Annotated in this window: 21 protein-coding genes; 17 read left to right on the top strand and 4 right to left on the bottom strand. The window is 33.8% G+C overall.

From position 1 onward, the window contains the following. The first annotated feature begins 49 nt into the window (after positions 1-49). Together BC962_RS15405 and BC962_RS15400 are read left to right on the top strand one after the other, a co-directional pair. Positions 50-1,906: a DEAD/DEAH box helicase gene (locus BC962_RS15405; protein WP_121346925.1), complete on the top strand. Its 1,857-nt coding sequence runs from the start codon at positions 50-52 to the stop codon at positions 1,904-1,906. Between the two features lie 68 nt (positions 1,907-1,974). Then, complete coding sequence (locus tag BC962_RS15400) at positions 1,975-2,733, top strand: carboxypeptidase-like regulatory domain-containing protein (RefSeq protein WP_121346985.1); 759 nt, start codon at positions 1,975-1,977, stop codon at positions 2,731-2,733. Positions 2,734-2,772: 39 nt separating this feature from the next. On the opposite strand, the gene BC962_RS15395 is transcribed toward BC962_RS15400, so the two are convergent. The 3 genes from BC962_RS15395 to rocD form a co-directional block, all read right to left on the bottom strand. Then, positions 2,773-3,324, bottom strand: a complete 552-nt coding sequence (locus BC962_RS15395; protein WP_121346924.1) for an SRPBCC family protein — start codon at positions 3,322-3,324, stop codon at positions 2,773-2,775. Positions 3,325-3,359: 35 nt separating this feature from the next. Next, a complete protein-coding gene (locus BC962_RS15390; protein WP_121346923.1) occupies positions 3,360-4,013 on the bottom strand; it encodes a TrmH family RNA methyltransferase in 654 nt (217 codons plus the stop codon). Between the two features lie 101 nt (positions 4,014-4,114). Continuing rightward, on the bottom strand, positions 4,115-5,395 hold the full coding sequence (rocD, locus tag BC962_RS15385; protein ID WP_121346922.1) for an ornithine--oxo-acid transaminase: 1,281 nt from the start codon (positions 5,393-5,395) through the stop codon (positions 4,115-4,117). 170 nt (positions 5,396-5,565) lie between these two features. On the opposite strand from rocD, the gene rlmD reads away from it, so the two are divergent. The 3 genes from rlmD to BC962_RS15370 are packed head-to-tail and all read left to right on the top strand — an operon-like array spanning position 5,566 to position 8,178. After that, positions 5,566-6,975: a 23S rRNA (uracil(1939)-C(5))-methyltransferase RlmD gene (gene rlmD / locus BC962_RS15380; protein ID WP_121346921.1), complete on the top strand. Its 1,410-nt coding sequence runs from the start codon at positions 5,566-5,568 to the stop codon at positions 6,973-6,975. Beyond that, positions 6,957-7,505 carry a DUF6452 family protein gene (locus tag BC962_RS15375; RefSeq protein ID WP_121346920.1) on the top strand — a complete coding sequence of 183 codons (549 nt, stop codon included), beginning with the start codon at positions 6,957-6,959 and terminating at the stop codon, positions 7,503-7,505. The genes rlmD and BC962_RS15375 overlap by 19 nt, the downstream gene beginning before the upstream one ends. Then, positions 7,471-8,178: a DUF6048 family protein gene (locus BC962_RS15370; protein ID WP_183075526.1), complete on the top strand. Its 708-nt coding sequence runs from the start codon at positions 7,471-7,473 to the stop codon at positions 8,176-8,178. The genes BC962_RS15375 and BC962_RS15370 overlap by 35 nt, the downstream gene beginning before the upstream one ends. Before the next feature lie 322 nt (positions 8,179-8,500). On the opposite strand, the gene BC962_RS15365 is transcribed toward BC962_RS15370, so the two are convergent. After that, positions 8,501-9,673 (bottom strand): THUMP domain-containing class I SAM-dependent RNA methyltransferase, encoded by a 1,173-nt coding sequence (locus BC962_RS15365; protein WP_121346984.1) that lies wholly within the window; start codon positions 9,671-9,673, stop codon positions 8,501-8,503. Positions 9,674-9,819: 146 nt separating this feature from the next. Between BC962_RS15365 and BC962_RS15360 the strand changes: the two genes are divergently transcribed. The 12 genes from BC962_RS15360 to BC962_RS15305 all read left to right on the top strand — a co-directional run bounded on the left by BC962_RS15360 (position 9,820) and on the right by BC962_RS15305 (position 20,229). Beyond that, positions 9,820-10,488, top strand: a complete 669-nt coding sequence (locus tag BC962_RS15360; protein ID WP_121346918.1) for a ZIP family metal transporter — start codon at positions 9,820-9,822, stop codon at positions 10,486-10,488. Between the two features lie 28 nt (positions 10,489-10,516). Next, positions 10,517-10,918 (top strand): DUF4268 domain-containing protein, encoded by a 402-nt coding sequence (locus BC962_RS15355; RefSeq protein WP_317127964.1) that lies wholly within the window; start codon positions 10,517-10,519, stop codon positions 10,916-10,918. Positions 10,919-11,054: 136 nt separating this feature from the next. Further along, positions 11,055-11,687: a hypothetical protein gene (locus tag BC962_RS15350; protein WP_121346916.1), complete on the top strand. Its 633-nt coding sequence runs from the start codon at positions 11,055-11,057 to the stop codon at positions 11,685-11,687. Positions 11,688-11,768: 81 nt separating this feature from the next. Then, entirely contained in the window at positions 11,769-12,716 is a 948-nt protein-coding gene (locus BC962_RS15345) for a tRNA dihydrouridine synthase (protein WP_121346915.1), read from the top strand. A 34-nt stretch (positions 12,717-12,750) separates the two neighbouring features. Next, on the top strand, positions 12,751-14,946 hold the full coding sequence (locus BC962_RS15340; RefSeq protein WP_121346914.1) for a B12-binding domain-containing radical SAM protein: 2,196 nt from the start codon (positions 12,751-12,753) through the stop codon (positions 14,944-14,946). A 90-nt stretch (positions 14,947-15,036) separates the two neighbouring features. Then, positions 15,037-16,176: a site-specific tyrosine recombinase/integron integrase gene (gene xerA, locus BC962_RS15335; protein WP_121346983.1), complete on the top strand. Its 1,140-nt coding sequence runs from the start codon at positions 15,037-15,039 to the stop codon at positions 16,174-16,176. A gap of 69 nt (positions 16,177-16,245) precedes the next feature. After that, entirely contained in the window at positions 16,246-16,572 is a 327-nt protein-coding gene (locus tag BC962_RS15330) for a superinfection immunity protein (RefSeq protein WP_121346913.1), read from the top strand. Positions 16,573-16,837: 265 nt separating this feature from the next. Continuing rightward, entirely contained in the window at positions 16,838-17,383 is a 546-nt protein-coding gene (locus BC962_RS15325) for a hypothetical protein (RefSeq protein ID WP_121346912.1), read from the top strand. A gap of 155 nt (positions 17,384-17,538) precedes the next feature. After that, complete coding sequence (locus BC962_RS15320) at positions 17,539-18,045, top strand: hypothetical protein (protein ID WP_121346911.1); 507 nt, start codon at positions 17,539-17,541, stop codon at positions 18,043-18,045. 50 nt (positions 18,046-18,095) lie between these two features. Next, positions 18,096-18,287 (top strand): hypothetical protein, encoded by a 192-nt coding sequence (locus BC962_RS15315; protein ID WP_121346910.1) that lies wholly within the window; start codon positions 18,096-18,098, stop codon positions 18,285-18,287. A gap of 61 nt (positions 18,288-18,348) precedes the next feature. Next, entirely contained in the window at positions 18,349-18,741 is a 393-nt protein-coding gene (locus BC962_RS15310; RefSeq protein WP_121346909.1) for a hypothetical protein, read from the top strand. A gap of 810 nt (positions 18,742-19,551) precedes the next feature. Beyond that, positions 19,552-20,229 carry a glycohydrolase toxin TNT-related protein gene (locus tag BC962_RS15305; RefSeq protein ID WP_121346908.1) on the top strand — a complete coding sequence of 226 codons (678 nt, stop codon included), beginning with the start codon at positions 19,552-19,554 and terminating at the stop codon, positions 20,227-20,229. The last annotated feature ends 314 nt before the right edge of the window (positions 20,230-20,543 follow it).

Raw genomic sequence — 20,543 nt, 5'->3', positions numbered from 1 at the left:
GTGTAAGCTGTAAAGGAAATCGTACCTTTGCAACTTATTAAAATTTTATATGAATAAATTTGAACAATTAGGATTAAATCCTGCCATACTTAAAGCTGTTGAGGAAATGGGCTTTACAGAGCCGAGTGAGGTACAGGAAAAAGCGATTCCAATTTTATTGCAAGAAGACACCGATATGGTTGCACTTGCCCAAACAGGTACAGGAAAAACCGCCGCTTTTGGTTTTCCACTCATCCACAAGATCGACGCACAAAGTAAGCATACACAAGGATTAATTCTTTCTCCTACCAGAGAATTGTGTTTACAAATTACAAATGAGCTTAAAAATTACGGGAAGTTTACACCAGGATTAAATACAGTTGCTATTTATGGTGGTGCAAGCATTACAGATCAAGCCCAGCAAATTCGTCGTGGAGCACAAATTATTGTGGCTACTCCAGGAAGAATGCAGGATATGATCAAGCGTAAGTTGGTTGATATTTCTAAAATTGAGTACTGTGTACTTGATGAAGCAGATGAAATGCTGAATATGGGATTCTTTGAAGATATTACTAATATCTTATCTCATACTCCAGTTGAAAAAAGCACTTGGTTATTCTCTGCTACTATGCCTAGAGAAGTATCTACCATTGCTAAGAAATTTATGCGTAGTCCAGTAGAAATTACTGTTGGAAACAAGAATGAAAGTACTTCTAATGTTTCTCACGAGTATTATCTTGTAAACACTCGCGATAGATATGCCGCTTTAAGAAGATTAGCAGATGCTAATCCAGAGATTTTCTCTGTGATCTTTTGTAGAACAAAGAGAGATACTCAAAAAGTAGCCGAGAACTTAGTTGAAGATGGTTACAACGCTGCAGCATTACACGGGGATCTAAGTCAGAACCAACGTGATATGGTAATGAAGAGTTTTAGAAATCGCCAGATCCAGATGTTAGTAGCAACAGATGTTGCCGCTCGTGGAATTGATGTGGACGATATTACTCACGTTATTAACTACCAACTACCTGATGAACCAGAGATCTATACACACAGAAGTGGTAGAACCGGTAGAGCTGGGAAAACTGGTTTTTCAATGGTTATTGTTTCTAAGAGTGAACTTAGAAAGATCAAGAGTATAGAGCGTATTATTAAGCGAAATTTCGAACAAAAAGAAATTCCAGATGGAATGAAAATTTGTGAAGTTCAGCTTTTTCACCTTGCTAACGATATAAAGAATACTACGATAAACCATGATATAGACCCTTATCTACCAAGTATAGAAGCGGTTTTAGAAGGTTTAACGAAAGAAGAGATCATTAAAAAAGTATTTTCTGTAGAATTTACTCGATTCTTCAATCACTATAAGAATGCATCAGATCTTAATTCTAAAGTATCTCCTAGAGATAGAGATTCTTCTGGTTCTAATGGAGATAGCACACGTTATTTCATAAACGTTGGAACAAAAGACGATTTCGATTGGATGTCCCTTAAGGATTACCTTAAAGAGACATTGGATCTTGGAAGAGATGATGTTTCCAGAGTAGATGTTAAAGAGAGTTTTTCTTTCTTCAACACTAGTTCTGAAATGGCAGAGAAAGTTATTGCTACTTTCGAGAATGTACAACATCAAGGAAGAAGTGTAAACGTAGAAGTTTCACAAGATACTGGTCGCGGTGGCGGAAGAAGATCTTCTGGTGGTGGTGATCGTAACAGAAGTCGCGGTAAAAGCGGTGGAGACTTTAAATCTAGAAGAAGCGATAGTTCGTCTGAATCTAGAGGAAGAAGATCTGATAAACCTTCTGAAGGTTCAAGCAGAAGAAGATCTAGTGATTCTGGAAATTCCAGTGAATCATCTGGAAGAAGCGGAAGCAGAAAAAAGAATATTTCTAGTTCTGTGAATCGTAGAAAATCTAATAGATCATAAATAAATAAACATTGGGAGGACTTTGGTATAGTTATTACTATACATTTCTCCCAATGTATTTTACTTTTATGAAGTTATTCCCAATCCTTTTCTTTTTTATTATCCTTTGTTCTGTAGGGGCTATACAAGCTCAAGACATAGTGAATGGAAAAGTTTTAAATGCCTCTAATGATCTTCCATTGGAAAATGTGAATATCGTTAACCTTAATCAGGTTAAAGGAACCACTACTACTTCAGAAGGAAGTTTTGAGATACAAGCAACAGTTAATGATACCCTTTATTTTTCCTATCTGGGATTTAGAACAATACAAGTTCGGGTTACCAATGACTGGTTAAAATATGGAAGCGTTAAGGTTAAAATGACTGAATTAGGGATTGCTTTGGAAGAAGTAGTTGTTAGTCCTATAACTCTAACTGGTTATTTAGAAATTGACGTTAAGAATATTCCTATTTATGAAAACAGCAGATATTGTATTTCCGGTTTAAATTCTGGATATGAGGGAGGAAGTTATTCACCTGGTGCAGCAGCGAAAGCTCTGGGTGCTATATTTAATCCTGCAGACGCACTTTATAATCTCTTCGGAAACAAACCAAAGCAGATGAAAAAATTGCGTAAAATGAAGGATGATGATGAAATAAGAAACCTTCTTCAAGCAAAATTTGACAGACAAACTTTAGCCGCTGTTTTACAAATAAGCACAATAGAGATCGAAGAGATTCTTGCCAGATGTAATTATTCAAAAGACTTTATGAATTCTGCTAACGATCTTCAAATTTTAGATGCTATTAGTGGATGTTATGAGGAGTACAAGGTATTAAGGAGATAACCTCTGAGATCATAGAAATAATATAACCGAAGTTGATTCTTAATTGACTTCGGTTTTTTCATGCTTATATTCTAGCATTTTTTTAAGGTTTTTAAGCCCTAACTCTAGATCGTCGCCATACATTTTATCTATTGGTTGAAAAAGAGCAATTACAGAAAATGGGAAGTTAAGTCCTCCCCGTACACCCCAAACCATTTTTGTTTTATTTTCATCTAACTCTTTAAAAGCTTTATATTCTAGACCTATAAGTTTTACAGGTCTTAATATAAGAACTCTGGTTTCCATAATTCGGCCTTGATTAAGCTTCACTATCTTTTGGGTACCTTCAAAAAGTCGGTTGCTTTTTTTCCAATATAAAAGAGCGCCCAATTTCCCATCGTCTCCATTAAACTTTAAGACTCCATTATAATCATTTTCCAACCAAGGCATCCAATGAGGTTGCTTTTTAAGTTGCCTCACCAAATTGTATACATCTTCTTTAGATCGATTAATTACCAGAGTCCTACTAATATCAAATTCCTTTTTTGCCCAAGCATGTAGGAATGCTATAAAGGTGATAATGGCAATAAGAATATAAAAAAATAGGGTCATGTAGGTTTTCTATAATTATCTAAAATTCAAAAATATTAATCATTTTCAAATCTTTTCACCAATTGGTCAAAGTTTTTAAAACTTTTACTCAACCATTCAAATTTAACTTCATTTTTATCATAATCACTCAATTCCCAAGAAATTTTACTTTTTCTTAGTCTGGATGTAAGTTCCTGCAAAATAATTGCTGCTGAAACAGATATATTTAAACTCTCTGTAAATCCAACCATCGGAATTTTTATGCATTGATCTGCATTAGATAATACTTCTTTAGATAAACCATCCTTTTCTGTTCCTAAAAAAAGAGCTGAAGGTTTTGTGATATCAAAATCAGATAATTCAATGGCTTCAGCATTAGGTGATGTGGCTATAATTTGATAACCTTCCTCCCTTAATTTACTTATACATTTTAAACTATCGTCATGTCTATTAAGGCTCACCCATTTTTGCGCGCCCATTGCGATCTCTCTATCTATCTTCTTAACTTTTTGCTCCTCGATCACATGGACATTCTGAATGCCAAATACATCGCAACTTCTAATTACAGCACTTGTGTTATGTAATTGATAAACATCCTCTGTAACCACCGTAAAATGATTGGTACGTTGCTCTATAACTTTATTAAACAAAGCTTTTCGCTCTGGGGTAAGCAATTCTTCTAAAAATGACAAAAATTCGATACTGGCCATTCAATTTAAAATTTGATATGTTTTATATGAAGGTATTAAAAAAGACCGATCCGAAAATTCAATTTCAGATCGGTCAAGATATTTAAAAAAATAACTAATTCTTATTTTTCAAACTGTTTTAAAGTCTTAACAATTATAGCAACACAATCTAATAGTTCTTCTTCTGTCATTACCAAAGGAGGCGCAAAACGAATAATATTTCCATGGGTTGGCTTTGCTAAAAGACCATTATCTCTAAGTGCCATGCAAATATCCCAAGCAGTAGAGCTTTCTTCAGAATCATTAATAACTATAGCATTTAGTAAACCTCTTCCTCTTACAAGGCTTACTAGATCTGTTTGTTCAATATATTTATTTAATTCACTTCTAAAAAGATTACCAAGCTTTCTAGCATTCTGAATAAGGTTTTCATCTTTAACCACATCCAAAGCAGCAATAGCCACTGCACCTGCAACAGGATTTCCACCAAAGGTAGAACCATGTTGTCCTGGTTGGATCACATTCATCACCTCATTATCTGCTAATACAGCAGATACAGGATAATTACCACCAGAAAGAGCTTTTCCTAAGATCAACATATCTGGTTTTGTATAAGTTTCTTGTCTTTCACAATGATTCTGGCAATCACAATTACCACAAACCGCTAATAAACCACCAGTTCTTGCAATTCCTGTTTGGATTTCATCTGCAATAAATAGTGCATTATGTTGGCTACATAGCTCTTTAGCTTGCTTCATATAATCGTCTGCTGGAGTAAATACACCTGCTTCTCCTTGAATTGGCTCTACTAAAAAACCGGCGATATTCTCGGTACTTTCTAAAGCTTCTTTTAAAGCATTGATGTCATTATATGGAATCTTAATAAATCCTGGTGTATAAGGGCCAAAATTCTTTCTTGCATTCTCATCATTAGAAAAAGAGATCACGGTAGTTGTTCTTCCGTGGAAATTATTTTCACAAACAATTATTTGTGCTTGATGCTCTTCTACCCCTTTCTTTTCATATGCCCATTTTCTGGCGATCTTAATAGCAGTTTCCACCGCTTCAGCCCCAGTATTCATAGGAAGTACTTTATCGAAATTAAAATACTCCGTTACATATTTTTCATAAGGTCCTAAGATATCATTATGAAAAGCACGTGAAGTTAGAGACAAAGTAGAAGCTTGATCATGCATAGCTTTTACTATTTTTGGATGGCAATGACCTTGATTTACTGCAGAATATGCTGAAAGAAAATCATAATATTGTTTACCTTCTACATCCCAGACGTGAACTCCTTTTCCTTTACTCAATACTACCGGTAGTGGATGGTAATTATGAGCTCCGTATTTGTCTTCCATTTCAATTGCCTGTTCTGAAGCAGTAACTTTTTCTAATTGCATATTCTGTATTTTAAATAATTATTCTAACAATTCCTACTTTTATTTGGTCTATATATGCTGAAAATGGAGAGAAATCAACCAAAAAATCAACAAGTGCAAATTACTAAATGTTATCTGAAATTTATAATGCGAGCAGTATAAAATCTTCACAATTATCCTATTTTTGCGCTATGGGAAGAAAGAAAAGAAATCTGGTATTTGAAGAATTAGAAATTTTAGATGCCGGTGCCAAAGGAAAAAGTATTGCAAAGGCTCCAGATGGAAAAGTAGTATTTATAAATAATGCAGTTCCAGGAGATGTTGCAGACATACGAACTACCAAAAAGAAAAAATCCTTTTACGAAGGTACAGCAACTAAATTCCATAAACTTTCAGATAAACGCGTAGAGCCGGTATGTCAGCATTTTGGAACCTGTGGAGGTTGTAAATGGCAACATATGGGTTACGAGCATCAGTTATTCTATAAGCAACAGGAAATCACCAATAATTTACAACGTTTAGGTAAGATTGAATTACCAGAAATAGAACCTATTTTAGGAAGTAAAGAGATCTACTTTTATAGAAACAAAATGGAATTCTCTTTTAGTGATAGCAGATGGTTAACGCTAGATGAGATTAACAGTGATCAAGATTTTGAAGATAAAAATGCCTTAGGATTTCATATTCCAGGAATGTGGGACAAGATCTTGGATATTAAAAAATGTCATTTACAGGAAGATCCTAGTAATGCTATTAGAAATCACGTGAAGGAATTTTCTATTGCTAATGAAATTCCGTTTTTCAATACAAGAAACCAATATGGGTTGTTAAGAACTCTTATGATTCGTACTTCATCTACTGGAGAGATCATGGTGGTGTTGCAATTATTTGCTGAAGATAAAGAGAAGAGAACTTTGCTATTGGATAGTTTAGCCGAAAAATTCCCTGAGATCACTTCCCTTCAGTACGTGATTAACTGTAAAGGAAACGATACCATTTACGATCAAGAAGTGATTTGTTATAAAGGAGAAGATCATATTTTCGAAGAAATGGAAGGTCTTAAATTTAAAATCAATGCAAAATCCTTCTATCAAACCAATTCTGCACAAGCTTATGAACTTTACAAGGTAACCAGGGATTTTGCAGGACTTACCGGAGATGAACTTGTTTACGATCTTTATACAGGTACTGGGACCATCGCTCAATTTGTTGCTAAAAAGGCAAAGAAAGTTGTGGGTATAGAAGCCGTCCCAGTTGCCATTGAAGATGCAAAAGAGAATGCTAAGCGAAATAATATAGAGAATACAAAGTTCTATGCAGGAGACATGAGGAAGGTATTCACTCAAGATTTTATTAATGAACACGGGCATCCAGATGTTATAATTACAGATCCACCAAGAGATGGAATGCACAAGGATGTAGTTGCTCAAATAATTGGTATCTTGCCTCAACGAATTGTGTACGTTAGTTGTAATTCGGCTACACAGGCACGGGATTTGGCGCTTTTAGATGAACATTATAAAGTAACCAGAGTTCGACCGGTAGATATGTTTCCACAAACCTTTCATGTAGAAAATGTAGTATGTTTGGAAAAAAGATAAAATCACTTAGTACTGCCGGTATATTTTTACTGCTTATTGCACTTATCAATTTAAGTTGTCAAAGAGACGATATCTGTCCGGAGTCTACCTTGATCACTCCGCTTGTAAAGATCTCCTTTTATGATTTTGATGCTAATTCTGAAGGGGATACTTTAGCTAAACCAGTTGCTAATTTTAGTATTAGGGCTGTTGGAGATACTTTAAATTTTGAAATTCCCACAAATCCTTCAGAAATAAGTATTCCTCTAAAGACCGATGTAGATTTAACTTCCTACGAATTTATCTTGAACGCCAATGACGATGAGGAGGAGGAACCAACTTCAGCAGAAAATAGTGATATTATTAATTTTACCTATACTCGAAATCAGGAATATATAAATAGTGCTTGTAGTTTTAAGGTTACATATATTAACCTGGAAGCTAAATTAGTAGCGGAAACTCCTAGTTCCAATAATTGGATAAAAGATATTATAGTAGATCAATCAACTGTAGAAGATGAAACAACAACACATATTTCTATTTTTCATTAGCATTTTTTGCCTTTTGGGAATAGAAAGTTCCAATGCGCAAACTGCTACAGATACCGTGAATTATAAGGAACGATATGGTTTGCGTGTGGGTGTAGACCTAAGCAAGCCCATACGTACTTTATTACAAGATGATTATAGTGGATTAGAATTGCTTGGAGATTACAGGATCTACAAAAATTATTATCTGGCTGCAGAGCTTGGAAATGAGCAAATAGATCTTCCCGAAGAAAATCTTAGTGTTAGTTCAAAAGGTAGTTATATAAAACTGGGTGCAGATTATAATGCCTACGAAAACTGGGCAGGAATGGAAAATGCCATAATTATAGGACTTAGATATGGATTTTCTACTTTTTCTCAAACTTTAGAGAGTTATGCAATTTCTACTCAAACTCCCTATTTTGGATCCGATCTAAGAGTGGATCCTGAGGAATCTACAGGCCTTACCGCTAGTTGGGCAGAGCTTGTTGTTGGTGTTAAAGTAGAATTATTTCAGAATTTATATTTAGGTGCCAATGTGCAACTTAAAAGACGAATTTCTGAATCTACTCCTTCTAATATGGACAATTTGTATATTCCTGGATTTGGTGCAACCAATGATTTTAGTGACTTTGGTGTTGGCTATAGTTATAATATCTCTTACCTCATCCCGCTTTATAAGAAAGCGAAGAAGTAAAATTCTATTTTATTATAGATACTTATAATTCCTCCTGAATTTATTTCAAGATCTAATATCGTCTAGTAAAATAAAAGATTTCTCGACTCCTTCCGAAAAGACAAAGAATTGTCACATTGAGCGGAGTCGAAATGTGCTTGGAAAATATAAAAATCAAATACACAACATATCCTTCGACATGCTCAGGATGACCACGTAGTGTCACATTGAGCCTGTCAAGATGTAGGTAGTAAATAGAAGTTACTCCAGAAAACTAGATTCTTCAACATGCTAAGATGACATTCTATTGTCACATTGAGCGGAGTCGAGATGTTTTATCTGTTTATTCTTCTTCTTGATCTCTCAGTTTATGCAGTTTTTTAGTACCAGCATAAATATCATATTTCAATAATTTAGATTCCAAGGCTCCGTTAAAAAGTTTGATCTTTCTAGAAGGGCGCAAACCAACATGTTTGATCGCTTCCAGATTGGAGGTGATAAACCAAGCTGCAGTATCTGGGTAACTTTGTTTTAAGGTATCCCCTATTTCCTTATAAAAAACAGGCATATCTATATCCAATCGCTCTCCGTACGGCGGATTGAAAACCATATGTAAATGTCTTTCACTAGTCTTCGTGCTTTCAAAGAAATTTTGTTGTTTCACCTGTATGAATTCAGCAAGATTTGCATTTTCAACATTATCTATTGCCTTAGTAACTGCAGAAGGTGCTTTATCATAACCAACGATTGTAAAATGGAAATCTCGTACTTTTTTAAGTACAGATTCTTCCACTTTTTCAAATAGGTCTACATCCCAATCTTTCCATTTTTCAAAAGCAAATTCCTTTCTATTTAAATTCGGTGGAATATTACACGCGATCATGGCAGCTTCTATTAAAATAGTACCACTCCCACACATAGGATCCATAAAATCACTTTGTCCATCCCAACCAGAAAAAAGCAACATTCCTGCTGCCAAAACTTCATTTATTGGTGCAATATTCGTAGCTGTTTTATAACCACGTTTATGCAATGATTGTCCAGAGCTATCTAGAGAAACATTACAGTAATTATGCTCTATATGAATGTTTATTCTTAGGGTTGGAAAATCTAGATCTACATCTGGTCTTGTCCCAAATTTCTCTCGAAATCTATCTACAACGGCATCTTTAGTTTTCTGAGCGATATATTTGGAATGGGTGAATTGTTCAGAATGAACCGTGGCATCTATCGCCAAGGTGTCATTTACATTCATAAAATCTTCCCAAGCGATCTTCTTGATCTCATTATAAAGATCCTCTTCTGAAGCGATCTTGAAAGATTTAAAAGGTTTTAAGATCTTAATGGCCGTACGCAAGCAGAGATTGGCTTTATACATAAAACCTTTATCTCCAGTAAATTGCACGTTTCTTACTCCCTCTTTAATATTCATTGCGCCAAGATTACGCAACTCCTTTGCTAATATAGGTTCAAAGCCAAAAAGTGTTTTGGCAACCATTTCAAAATTATTATCCATTCCCATCATTTCTTAAACGGCAAAAATACATTATTTTTGTGCGATATGACAATTACATGTTGGGCAGAATACCCATTTTTAAAGGATTATTCAGAAAACATTAGAATGAACTTGTAAAAACCAATTTAGAGAACCTATTTTATTAAATGATCTATATTCTGCCACTCTTATCAGTTCTAATTGGGTTTTTTATAGCCTTATTCTTAAAACCAAATTCCTCTGTAGCATTTAAATTATTGCTTTCTTTTAGTGGAGCATATCTTTTATCTGTTACCGTTTTTGAATTGCTCCCTGAAGTTTATAATTCCGGAGAATCTCAAATCGGCGTATTCATTATGCTAGGATTATTACTGCAAATAGTTTTGGAGTTTTTATCTAAAGGTGCAGAGCATGGCCATATCCATCATGAAGGAAATACTACTCATTTCCCACTTTTACTATTAATTAGTTTAGGGATCCATTCTCTATTAGAAGGTTTTCCTTTAAATACCTCAGAGCATTTGCTTTACGGTGTTGCGATCCATAAGATCCCAGTTGCAGCCATTTTATCTGCGTTTTTACTTCAGTCGAATATAGGGAAGATTAAGGTCGCTTTATTTTTAATTCTATTTGCTCTTATGACTCCCTTAGGAAGTTGGATGTCGGCTAATTTTGAAATCCTTAATGAATATACCACATATATAAGTGCTGTTGTAATAGGGATCTTTCTACATGTATCTACCACTATTATTTTTGAAGCTTCAAAAACACACACCTTTAATGCCTCCAAACTAGCAGTGATCGTTGCTGGAATTGTATTAGCATATTTAATGTAAGATGTTTAGTAAGGAAGATTCAAAAAAGATGAGAGAAGAATTCTGGACTAGCTTCGGAAAAAAATATCCACACAAATGGGTTCTCTACCATACCGGAATTAAAGAAGTACAATTAAAATTCACTTTTAATACAGATCTAGCCCAGGTTTCAATAGATATTTCTAGTGCAGATGAAGTAATACAGGAATATTATTTCGAAAAGATCTATGCTTTAAGAACTATTTTAAAAGAAGAATATTTACCAACAATTGAGATTGAAAAGAATTATCTCTTGCCTGAAGGGAAGGAAGTTTCTAGATTTTATGTTCAGTTGGATTCGGTGAACATTCATAATAAAACTCATTGGCCACAGGTTTTTGAATTTCTGAATAACAACATGGGACAGTTGGAAGCGTTTTTCATTGAGTATAAAGATTATATTGAAGGATAATCTTTATATGTCTTATAATCTTAAAGAATTATCAATATTTTGTCGAGATATTTACCAATGACCATGAATTAATTTCAATATCACTTTCTTATTTATTAAAAAAGTGTAAATTTATTTAGCCTTTTCTAAATTTACTATGAAATATCTTGCGCTTCTTTATGTTTTAGCATTACTATTATATAGTTGTGAAACTTCGGAACCAGCAGAAGACGTTCCTGTGGTGGAAGTTGTAGATGATACTGCCATCGACGCAGAAAACGAGGAAGAAACAGAGGAAGAAGACCGATTGGCAAATTTTGTATATACTACAATTACAATTAAACCTTATTATTATCCAAACTCAGAAATTGAATATTATTATAATGAATATGACCGGCTGGCTTCAAAAATTGTTGAAGGAGATAGACTTGTTTTTTTCTATTCTGAAGCCGCGCATGATAGAATAGATACCATTACCGGACAAAGACTTGCAGATAGCGCCTATAGAAAACATCTACTATTCGCAATTGATCCAGATAAAACTAAATTTAAACTAGAAAATACAGATTTTAGCGCTGCTTCCTCAAAATATGGATTATTCGCGTTCTTCCCAGATAGCGGATACCACGAAATTACTGATGGCTTTATTGAAGGCATTAAAATCAGCGAGACAGAATGGGAAATAACTACTAATATTACATGGACCATCCCAGCGAATGAGTTTCATAGAGAAGATCTCCATAACGAATTTCAACTCTCCTCCAACTTCATTCCCGCACCGCAAGAATAGTATTTGCAGTCACTCAATTCTCTTATTAAAACTCGATAGTTAACTCGCAATTTCCAGTATCTTTGCGGGCATAATCTAACTATGAGTTTCACTTTACTTTCCTCTCCCTTACAAGGATTTACAGATTTCCGATTTCGGAATGCATTCCATCACTATTTTGGTGGAATAGATACGTTCTACGCTCCGTACATCCGTCTAGATGGAAAGATGGTGGTAAAAAATTCATACCAGCGAGATCTTCTTCCAGAGCATAACGATACGTTAGAAGTAATTCCGCAGGTGATCACTAACGATGCAGAGGAATTCTTATTTGTGGCCAAGTATGTGCAAGAATTAGGGTACAAGGAACTCAACTGGAATTTAGGTTGCCCTTACCCTATGGTTACTAAACGTGGAATGGGTTCTGGGTTGATTTGTGATCCTGCTAAAATTGATAATATATTAGATCGAGCTCATTCTGAAACAGATATTCTGGTTTCTATGAAAATGAGAATGGGTTATGAAAACAGTAATGAAATCTTAGATGCTTTTCCTATTTTGGATAAGTATCCGCTGAAGAATATTGCCATTCATGCCCGTATAGGAAAGCAACTTTATAAAGGTGGCGTAGATCTAGACGCATTTGAGCGTTGTATTCCTGCAACGAAACATAAATTATACTATAATGGTGACATCACCAATGTAGCAGCCTTTAAGGACATGCAGGAACGATTTCCTAGCATAGATCATTTCATGATTGGGAGAGGTCTTATTGCTGATCCTTTTTTGCCAAATATGATCAAGAATAACACTACAGAATATCCCAAAGATCGTTGGAAGATCTTCAGCGAATTTCATGATACTATTTACGAGCAGTACGATGCAGCATTGTCTGGCCCTACTCCTATCAAGATGAAAATGCAAGGTTTTTGGAGTTACTTTTCAGAATCTTTTAGCAATCCGCAGAAGAGTTTCAAAAAGATCAAAAAAGCAAATAATCCAAAAGCTTATAAACAAGCGGTTGCAGATATTTTAAAAAGCGAACAATAAACTACCTTTGCAGGCATCTATTTAATATGCTATTTTGAAAGACCTTTTACTACTTACTCCACCATTTACACAATTAAATACGCCATACCCAGCTACGGCATATCTAAAGGGATTTCTGAATACAAAAAATATTTCCTCTTATCAGATAGATCTTGGGATGGAAGTGATCCTTGAGCTATTTTCAGAAGATACTTTTAGAGAATTATTTGAGATCGCTTTTGAAAATGACAGTATTCAATCTGAAAACTGCGAACGCATCTATGCTTTAAAGGAAGCATATTTACAACCTTTAGATGAAGTAGTTCGATTTTTACAAGGCAAGAATAATACCTTGGCCAGACAAATTTGTACCGATAATTTCCTGCCTCGTGCATCCAGATTCGATCAATTAGACGATATGGATTGGGCATTTGGCTCTATGGGAATGCAAGATAAAGCAAAGCATTTAGCTACTTTGTATTTGGAAGATCTTTCAGATTTTATTGTAGAATGCATAGACGATAATTTTGGATTTAGTAGATATGCTGAGCGTCTTGGGCAGAGTGCCAATTCTTTTGATGAGCTTTATGAAGAATTGCAGGAAGAAACCACTTTAATAGATGCTATTACACTGCAGATCCTGGAAGAACATTTACAAAAAACGCAACCTAAATTGGTGTGTATCTCTGTTCCTTTTCCGGGCAACCTTTATAGTGCACTAAGATGCGGACAATTTATAAAATTTAAGTATCCAGATATCCAAATTGCAATGGGTGGTGGATTTCCTAATACCGAATTAAGATCTATTACAGATACTCGGGTTTTTGAGTTTCTAGATTATATCACTTTAGACGATGGGGAATTACCTATTGAACTTTTAGCTGAAGCAGTTAGTGCTCCAGATAATGCTGCGCCTCCTACTTTTAAAAGAACTTTTGTACTGGAAGAAGGAAAAGTGGTTTATAAAAATGATACTACCAAAGCAGATTATAAACAAATTGATCTTGGCACCCCAGATTATTCAGATCTTTTATTAGAAGATTATATCTCTGTAATAGAGATCGCGAACCCTATGCATAGTTTATGGAGTGATGGGCGGTGGAACAAACTTACCATGGCTCACGGCTGTTATTGGGGAAAATGTACATTTTGCGATATCTCTCTAGATTATATTAAAATATATGAGCCCATTGCTGCCAAAATATTGGTAGATAGAATGGAACAACTTATAGATCAAACTGGAGAGAACGGATTTCATTTTGTAGATGAAGCAGCACCTCCAGCTTTAATGAAAGCTTTAGCTTTAGAAATAATCAAGCGGAAGCTAACGGTAACGTGGTGGACCAATATTCGGTTTGAAAAGAACTTCACAAAGGATCTTTGTCTTCTTCTAAAAGCTTCTGGCTGTATTGCAATTTCTGGCGGACTTGAAGTAGCCTCAGATAGATTATTGAAACTAATAGATAAAGGAGTTACGGTTTCTCAGGTAGCACAAGTAACTCAAAATCTTACCGATGCCAATATCATGGTGCATTCTTACCTTATGTATGGCTATCCAACGCAGACTGTTCAGGAAACGGTAGACAGTTTAGAAATGGTAAGGCAATTATTTGAGCTTGGAATTATTCAGTCGGGATTCTGGCATCAGTTTGCATTGACAGCACATAGCCCGGTGGGATTGAATCCTTCAGATTATGGGATCACTCCGAATTATAAGAACATCACTTTTGCAAATAACGATGTAGATTTTAAAGATCACACAGGGATAGATCATTCAAAATTCAGTTTCGGACTCAAGAAATCGCTTTTCAATTTTATGCACGGGATCGGATTTGAACTTTCGCTTGAGGAATGGTTCGATTTCAAAATTCCGAAGACACAGATAGATCCTAATTTTATTGAAAAATGCTTAGAAACAGTTCCCAACTTTAATATAAAACCTTCAGCAAAAATAATCTGGTTAGGAGCTCTGCCAATTGTTACTGAACAAGTAAAAACGAAACGAGGGATTACAAGGCATCAGCTAGGATTTACCTTTCACAGCAATCTAAATAGTTTTCAGATCGTTCTGGAAAAAGAAACCGGAGATTGGTTGCTTAAAAATTTACCACTGCTTCAGCCAGGGAATGAAAAACTCCAATCCTTTTCAGATCTAAAAAAAGATTTTGAAATGGAGCTCGAGGATTTTGAACTTTTTTGGTTCTCTAAACCTATGCAATTGTTAAAGGCAAACGGATTACTGGTTCTGTAAGAAATACCTGATTATATTATCTAATAGACTTCAACATAAATCACTTTAAATCATTTATTTATAGTATTTTAACTCTATATATAAATGACTATGGAGCAGGTTAGACTTTTCCCATTTCAGCATAAAGATGTTTTACAAATTGGCATCGCTTTTAAATTCAATTCTGCTTTAAAAAGCCATTTAATGCTACTAGAAGAAGTTACATGGACCAAAACTCATTCTTGTTTTTATGTATCATTTACCCAAGAGAATAAAGGCAAACTCTATCGTCATCTTCAGAAATTCGATTGCCGTATCGATTATTCAGAACTTCAATCTTATACAATTTCACCTAGAATTGAAGAAGATTTAAATGAGTTCAGCTCTTATCTACAAGGGAAGCGTTATAGTAAAAGTACCATTGGAACTTATTGTAGCTTTATTCTAAAGCTTTTAAAATTTCAGCAAAAACCAATTTCAGCATATACCAACAGAGATCTAGAATTATTTATAGAGAAGGAAATTGCACAACAAGGATATTCTATAAGTACGCATAGGCAGTGTATAAGTGCATTAAAGCAATTCGAAAAACTGCACAAATTAGAGGCTTTGAATGTGGATGATATAGACAGGCCGAATAAAAGTAAATATTTACCGGTTGTACTTTCTAAGGAGGAAGTGATAGATATTTTTAGGGCTACCCGAAATTTGAAACATCGCACGCTGCTCATTCTAATTTACTCTTCTGGTTTGCGTATTGGGGAAGCTCTGAGTTTGAAATTGCAAGATATAGATGTAGACCGCCGGCAGATCTATGTGAGAAACGGGAAAGGACGAAAAGACAGGCATGTGGTCATGGCAGAAGCTTTTGTTCCTCTACTTTATAATTATCTTACCAGTTATAAGCCCGAAAAACTGTTTATTGAAGGCAAAGATGGGGATGAATATAGTGCCTCATCTGTAAGAAGTGTTTTAAAATTGGCATGTAGCCGAGCTAAGATCAAGAAACATGTAACGCCGCACACCTTGCGACATTCTTATGCGACGCATATGTTGGAGAACGGAACCGATCTAAGGCACATTCAGGCATTATTGGGGCACTCACGCCCTGAAACCACAATGATCTACACACATGTCACTCAGCATGATTTGCTAAAGATCAAGAGCCCTTTAGATGTTGCATTAAAGCAATTATCTGAATCCGATAAAAACCCTGAAAACCTGCGTTTATCCCGGAATATCTTCGATTAAAAGTGTATATTCGATTCGATATAACACGTTGTGCACAATACAAAACCAAAAAAAAAAGTAACTTAGAGAATGGATTTTTTAATAATCATAATTTGGACTATTGGATTTATTCTTTATTTTCTACCAACAATAATCGGGTGGAATAAAAGAAATTCAAATGCTATATTAGCTATAAATCTATTATTAGGTTGGACTTTTATTGGTTGGATGGTTGCATTTATCTGGTCACTTTCAAAAGATGCAACTCCGATTATAATTTCGAAAAAAAGTAGAAAAAAGAAAAAGAAAAACAAGAAAAGTAATAAGAAAATTGACTTAGCTAATGAAAATATTGAGTCAGATATATCTCCAGTAAAAGAATGGAATATTAAAAATGAGAATAAGAATTTAAAATAATTTAACTAATTAAAAATCTCGTTCACAATATTGACTCTATCTGATAATATGCTGACTTAATCAAATCTTTAAAAATCGGAAGGTTTTGAAATGATAATTAGAAATTATACAGTACTGTGCACAACATCGGTTAAGCGCAAATAGCGGGCATTCGAGTGAAAAGTGTTATTTTAGAGACTAAGAAACAATCAACTAAGTCGACAAGAACGCGTCCCTACTCCACGCCACTTGCCTTAACCAAGACCGTTGTAGCCAATTTTTAAGAATGACATTAGCGAAAAAAATTACTATAGGAATTTCCACATTTATACTTTTGATCATTGTATTTGTATTTTGGTTGTTTTTTGAAATTATGAATGAAAATGAAGTTGACAAAATATATTATGGTATAGAAATTCCTGAAAATATGAAATTTGAGAAACCAATTGAGTTTTTATCATTCAAACAAATTGACTCATTAAGTAATCTAAAAGTTGAGGAAGAAAAAATTTTAGTAATTGGAAGTGGATATTCTGGCTATGATTTTTATATGTGGCACAAACCAGATGATAAAGGAAAATTATTCATAAAAGCATTTGAATTAACGCAAAATATTCAATTATCAGAATTGAAATTGAGAACTCGGACAGAAAATATAATACATAAATTAGATAATAATTATAAAATTTATACTGGAAGTACCGTAATTGACGAAGGAACTTTTGAAAATTTTTATCCAGTTCGATTTGAGATGTGGTTTAAATCTCATAATTCAGGTCTTGAAAAAAAAATGACTGAAAAAAATTACATAATTGATGGATGGGATAGATAAAAAACTGGCTACAACATCGGTTAAGCGCAAATAGCGGGTATTCCAATGGAAAGTGATATTTTAGACACCAAGTAACAAAGAACTAAGCCGACAAGAACGTGACCCTACTCCACGCTACTTGCCTTAACCAAGACCGTTACCACACATTTTATAATATGTACGATAATTTAAATCAACTGATTGATCTTAATCTTGAGCTTTTAAGTAATAAGGAAAATAATTCTGAATTCTTCTATGAATTTCTAAATTTAGAAAAACAACAATTCCAACAATTAGGCAAATTTAGAGAGTCTGAAAGGTTAGCGGAAAGTATGCAAGAAAAAGGCTTAATTAAAATTGACAAAGAATTAGCCATTTTGACCGAATTTGGATATAAAGTTGCTAAAATTGGGGGTTGGTCTTTATACTTAAAAGCCAAATCTGAAAAAGAAAAGAAAATAACATCTGAAAATCAAGAAAAAGATAAATTAGAATTAGATAATCTTAAATTACAAAAAGACAATTTAGAATACCAAAAATCAATTAGAGCCAAAGAAGAACAAATAAGAAAATTGACCAGAGATAATTTAAGATTAGGAAATTGGGATATTAGATTTAGATGGTATATTGCAATAATAACTTTTGTGATCGGATTTATTATTAAATATTTTATTGAAAATTAATAATTCTGTCCAAAGCAAAATGCAATTTTCACCCAACTTTAAAAAATATTATGAACGAAGAAGAGTTTAAAAAATTAATCGAAAACCAAAGAATTTTAGATAGAAAATTAGATCAAATTCAATTTGACATAAATAAAATTAAAGGAGATGTTAAAACTTCAATTAATAATCAACTACTTATAGAACAATATGAAGAAGATATAACTGACCGATTAAATAGAATTGAAAATAAATTAAAATAAGAAGTATGAATGATCATGGAATAGAAAAACAGATCGATACAAGTTTAATTTATTTATCTAAATGACAAGATCAGATAAATTAGATAAAATTCTTTTTGTACTCCTTTGGGTTGATAAAATGGAATTGGAACAAAAACCAATTTCCAAGAAAATCACTATGCTTTTCATTAATGAATCAAGTGATTTAGAGCTTGAGCCATGGGAAATGCAATCTTTAAAAGTGGAATTATTGGATGAAGGATTCATGAAAATATCAAATGATGAATTAAGAATAACCAAAAAAGGAAAAAAATTTATTACCCGACAACAAGGATTTAAAAAACTTGATTTAGTAGAGATTCAAGAAGATCTTATCAGAGAAAAAACAATAGAAAAATTCAAATATGATAAATTCAGTTTTTGGTTTTCAATTTTAGCAATAATTATATCCCTGCTGAGTTTATTTTTGAAATAAAAAAGAACTTTTAAGAATGTTTCTAGTATAAAACGTGAGGTAACATCGGTTAAGCGCAAATAGCGGGCAATCTGGTGAAAAGTACTATTTTAGACATCAAGTAAAAAACAACTAAGCCGACAAGAACGCGTCCCTACTCCACGCCACTTGCCTTAACCAAGACCGTTGTAAATTATGGCTCAGAATGAAAAACGAAAAAAAATAACGGCAAAATATGATTGAAAAAACCGCTCTTTCGCAACTGTTACGCTGACTTTTTCAAGATTTTAGTTAAGAACAAAAACTACTCAAGAGTGAGTTTTATTGGGAAAGTTTAAAAGGATGAAAAGTGTGAAAATTGGATGATCTTAAAATAAGTGCGCGGATTCTTATTCGAACTTGAAAAAGGTAAAAATAGATGAATTCAGCTAGTTATTCTGACTTTTACTCAAGCGTGAAAAATGGATAAATTGAATGCCTTTAAATTTTTAACTCCGACATTCACTCAGACCTGAAAATTGACAAAATAATTAAGAACCAAAAAATCAAAAAATGATTCTCACTCAAACGTGAAAAAATCAAGATTCAGGAAAGAATAAAAATGACTTAAAAAGAGTGACAACAAAACAACATATTCCGAGAATCGCCACAATATACAACATCGGTTAAGCGCAAATAGCGGGCATTCTGATGAAAAGTGCTATTTTAGACACCAAGCAAAAAACAACAAAGCCGACAAGTTCGCGTCCCTACTCCACGCTACTTGCCTTAACCAAGACCGTTGGGCATAATATTTTGAACGACAAAAAAGAATCACAATAATTTTATTTGATGGGAATATTTGACAAATTATTTGGTAAAAAAGAATCTAAAGCTGAGAATGAAAGCGTTCAATTAAACAAAGGAGAAAAATTTCTTGCTGTTGACAATGAATCTGGATTCAGAATAATTAGATCTTTAACAGACGAACAAAAAGAAAGGATTGAAAAATCAACTATTCTTTTACGAACAAATGAGCTTTATATGCATTATTGGACGACTAATTTAATTTGTGAAGATCGGAATGATCCAGCTTGGCAGAATAAAGTGATGTTCTTTTGGAGAGCAGAAGAACCATTTCCGAAAAAATCATTACCGCCAGAATTTGAGACTTTTGAAATTAAATATTTTCTTTTTAACGATGACACCTCAAAAATTTCATTACAAGTTGGACAAGCAGCACCTTGGTTTGGAATGCCAGGTCTTGGAGAAAAACACTTTTGTGAAATGAACTCTCAAAAAGTGACAATACCTGAATTGAATAAACTTGGAATTGTTGATTACATTGATCAAATAGAACTAACAAATGAAAATCTAAATATATTAACTAATCGAGAAGAATATTTTTTCTTAATTGACGAACGACTTACGCCATTTCAAAACGGAAATTTTTATTTAAAAGATAAAATTATACCAATTAGCGTTGCTTACGAAATTGGCGGAATACATATCGTAAAAAAACGAAATTAGAGTAAAAATACTATGCCCAACATCGGTTAAGCGCAAATAGCGGGCATTCTAGTGAAAAGTGCTATTTTAGAGACCAAGTAAAAGACAACTAAGCCGACAAGAACGTGTCCCTATTCCACGCCACTTGCCTTAACCAAGACCGTTGTAGCCAATATGTTTAGAAAAATAATTTTAATCATTTTTTGCTTTCTTCTTTTAAGTTGTCAAAATAAATCTGACAAATTAAAATTTGAAAAGGAAGTTGCTTATGAGATATTTCCATTGCTAATTAAAAATTTGCATAGTGATATTAGATTAGGAAATCCACCACCTCC

It is taken from the genome of Gillisia mitskevichiae (genome assembly GCF_003634585.1).
Lineage (GTDB): Bacteria > Bacteroidota > Bacteroidia > Flavobacteriales > Flavobacteriaceae > Gillisia > Gillisia mitskevichiae.
The sequence above is the reverse complement of the archived record's forward strand: the minus strand, read 5'-3'. Positions and strand labels throughout refer to the sequence as shown.

Coding starts and splice junctions, on each gene's coding strand:
- BC962_RS15405 (WP_121346925.1), top strand. CDS start 50: ATGAATAAATTTGAACAATTAGGATTAAATCCTGCCATACTTAAAGCT.
- BC962_RS15400 (WP_121346985.1), top strand. CDS start 1,975: ATGAAGTTATTCCCAATCCTTTTCTTTTTTATTATCCTTTGTTCTGTA.
- BC962_RS15395 (WP_121346924.1), bottom strand. CDS start 3,324: ATGACCCTATTTTTTTATATTCTTATTGCCATTATCACCTTTATAGCA.
- BC962_RS15390 (WP_121346923.1), bottom strand. CDS start 4,013: ATGGCCAGTATCGAATTTTTGTCATTTTTAGAAGAATTGCTTACCCCA.
- rocD (WP_121346922.1), bottom strand. CDS start 5,395: ATGCAATTAGAAAAAGTTACTGCTTCAGAACAGGCAATTGAAATGGAA.
- rlmD (WP_121346921.1), top strand. CDS start 5,566: ATGGGAAGAAAGAAAAGAAATCTGGTATTTGAAGAATTAGAAATTTTA.
- BC962_RS15375 (WP_121346920.1), top strand. CDS start 6,957: ATGTTTGGAAAAAAGATAAAATCACTTAGTACTGCCGGTATATTTTTA.
- BC962_RS15370 (WP_183075526.1), top strand. CDS start 7,471: ATGAAACAACAACACATATTTCTATTTTTCATTAGCATTTTTTGCCTT.
- BC962_RS15365 (WP_121346984.1), bottom strand. CDS start 9,673: ATGGATAATAATTTTGAAATGGTTGCCAAAACACTTTTTGGCTTTGAA.
- BC962_RS15360 (WP_121346918.1), top strand. CDS start 9,820: ATGATCTATATTCTGCCACTCTTATCAGTTCTAATTGGGTTTTTTATA.
- BC962_RS15355 (WP_317127964.1), top strand. CDS start 10,517: ATGAGAGAAGAATTCTGGACTAGCTTCGGAAAAAAATATCCACACAAA.
- BC962_RS15350 (WP_121346916.1), top strand. CDS start 11,055: ATGAAATATCTTGCGCTTCTTTATGTTTTAGCATTACTATTATATAGT.
- BC962_RS15345 (WP_121346915.1), top strand. CDS start 11,769: ATGAGTTTCACTTTACTTTCCTCTCCCTTACAAGGATTTACAGATTTC.
- xerA (WP_121346983.1), top strand. CDS start 15,037: ATGGAGCAGGTTAGACTTTTCCCATTTCAGCATAAAGATGTTTTACAA.
- BC962_RS15330 (WP_121346913.1), top strand. CDS start 16,246: ATGGATTTTTTAATAATCATAATTTGGACTATTGGATTTATTCTTTAT.
- BC962_RS15325 (WP_121346912.1), top strand. CDS start 16,838: ATGACATTAGCGAAAAAAATTACTATAGGAATTTCCACATTTATACTT.
- BC962_RS15320 (WP_121346911.1), top strand. CDS start 17,539: ATGTACGATAATTTAAATCAACTGATTGATCTTAATCTTGAGCTTTTA.
- BC962_RS15315 (WP_121346910.1), top strand. CDS start 18,096: ATGAACGAAGAAGAGTTTAAAAAATTAATCGAAAACCAAAGAATTTTA.
- BC962_RS15310 (WP_121346909.1), top strand. CDS start 18,349: ATGACAAGATCAGATAAATTAGATAAAATTCTTTTTGTACTCCTTTGG.
- BC962_RS15305 (WP_121346908.1), top strand. CDS start 19,552: ATGGGAATATTTGACAAATTATTTGGTAAAAAAGAATCTAAAGCTGAG.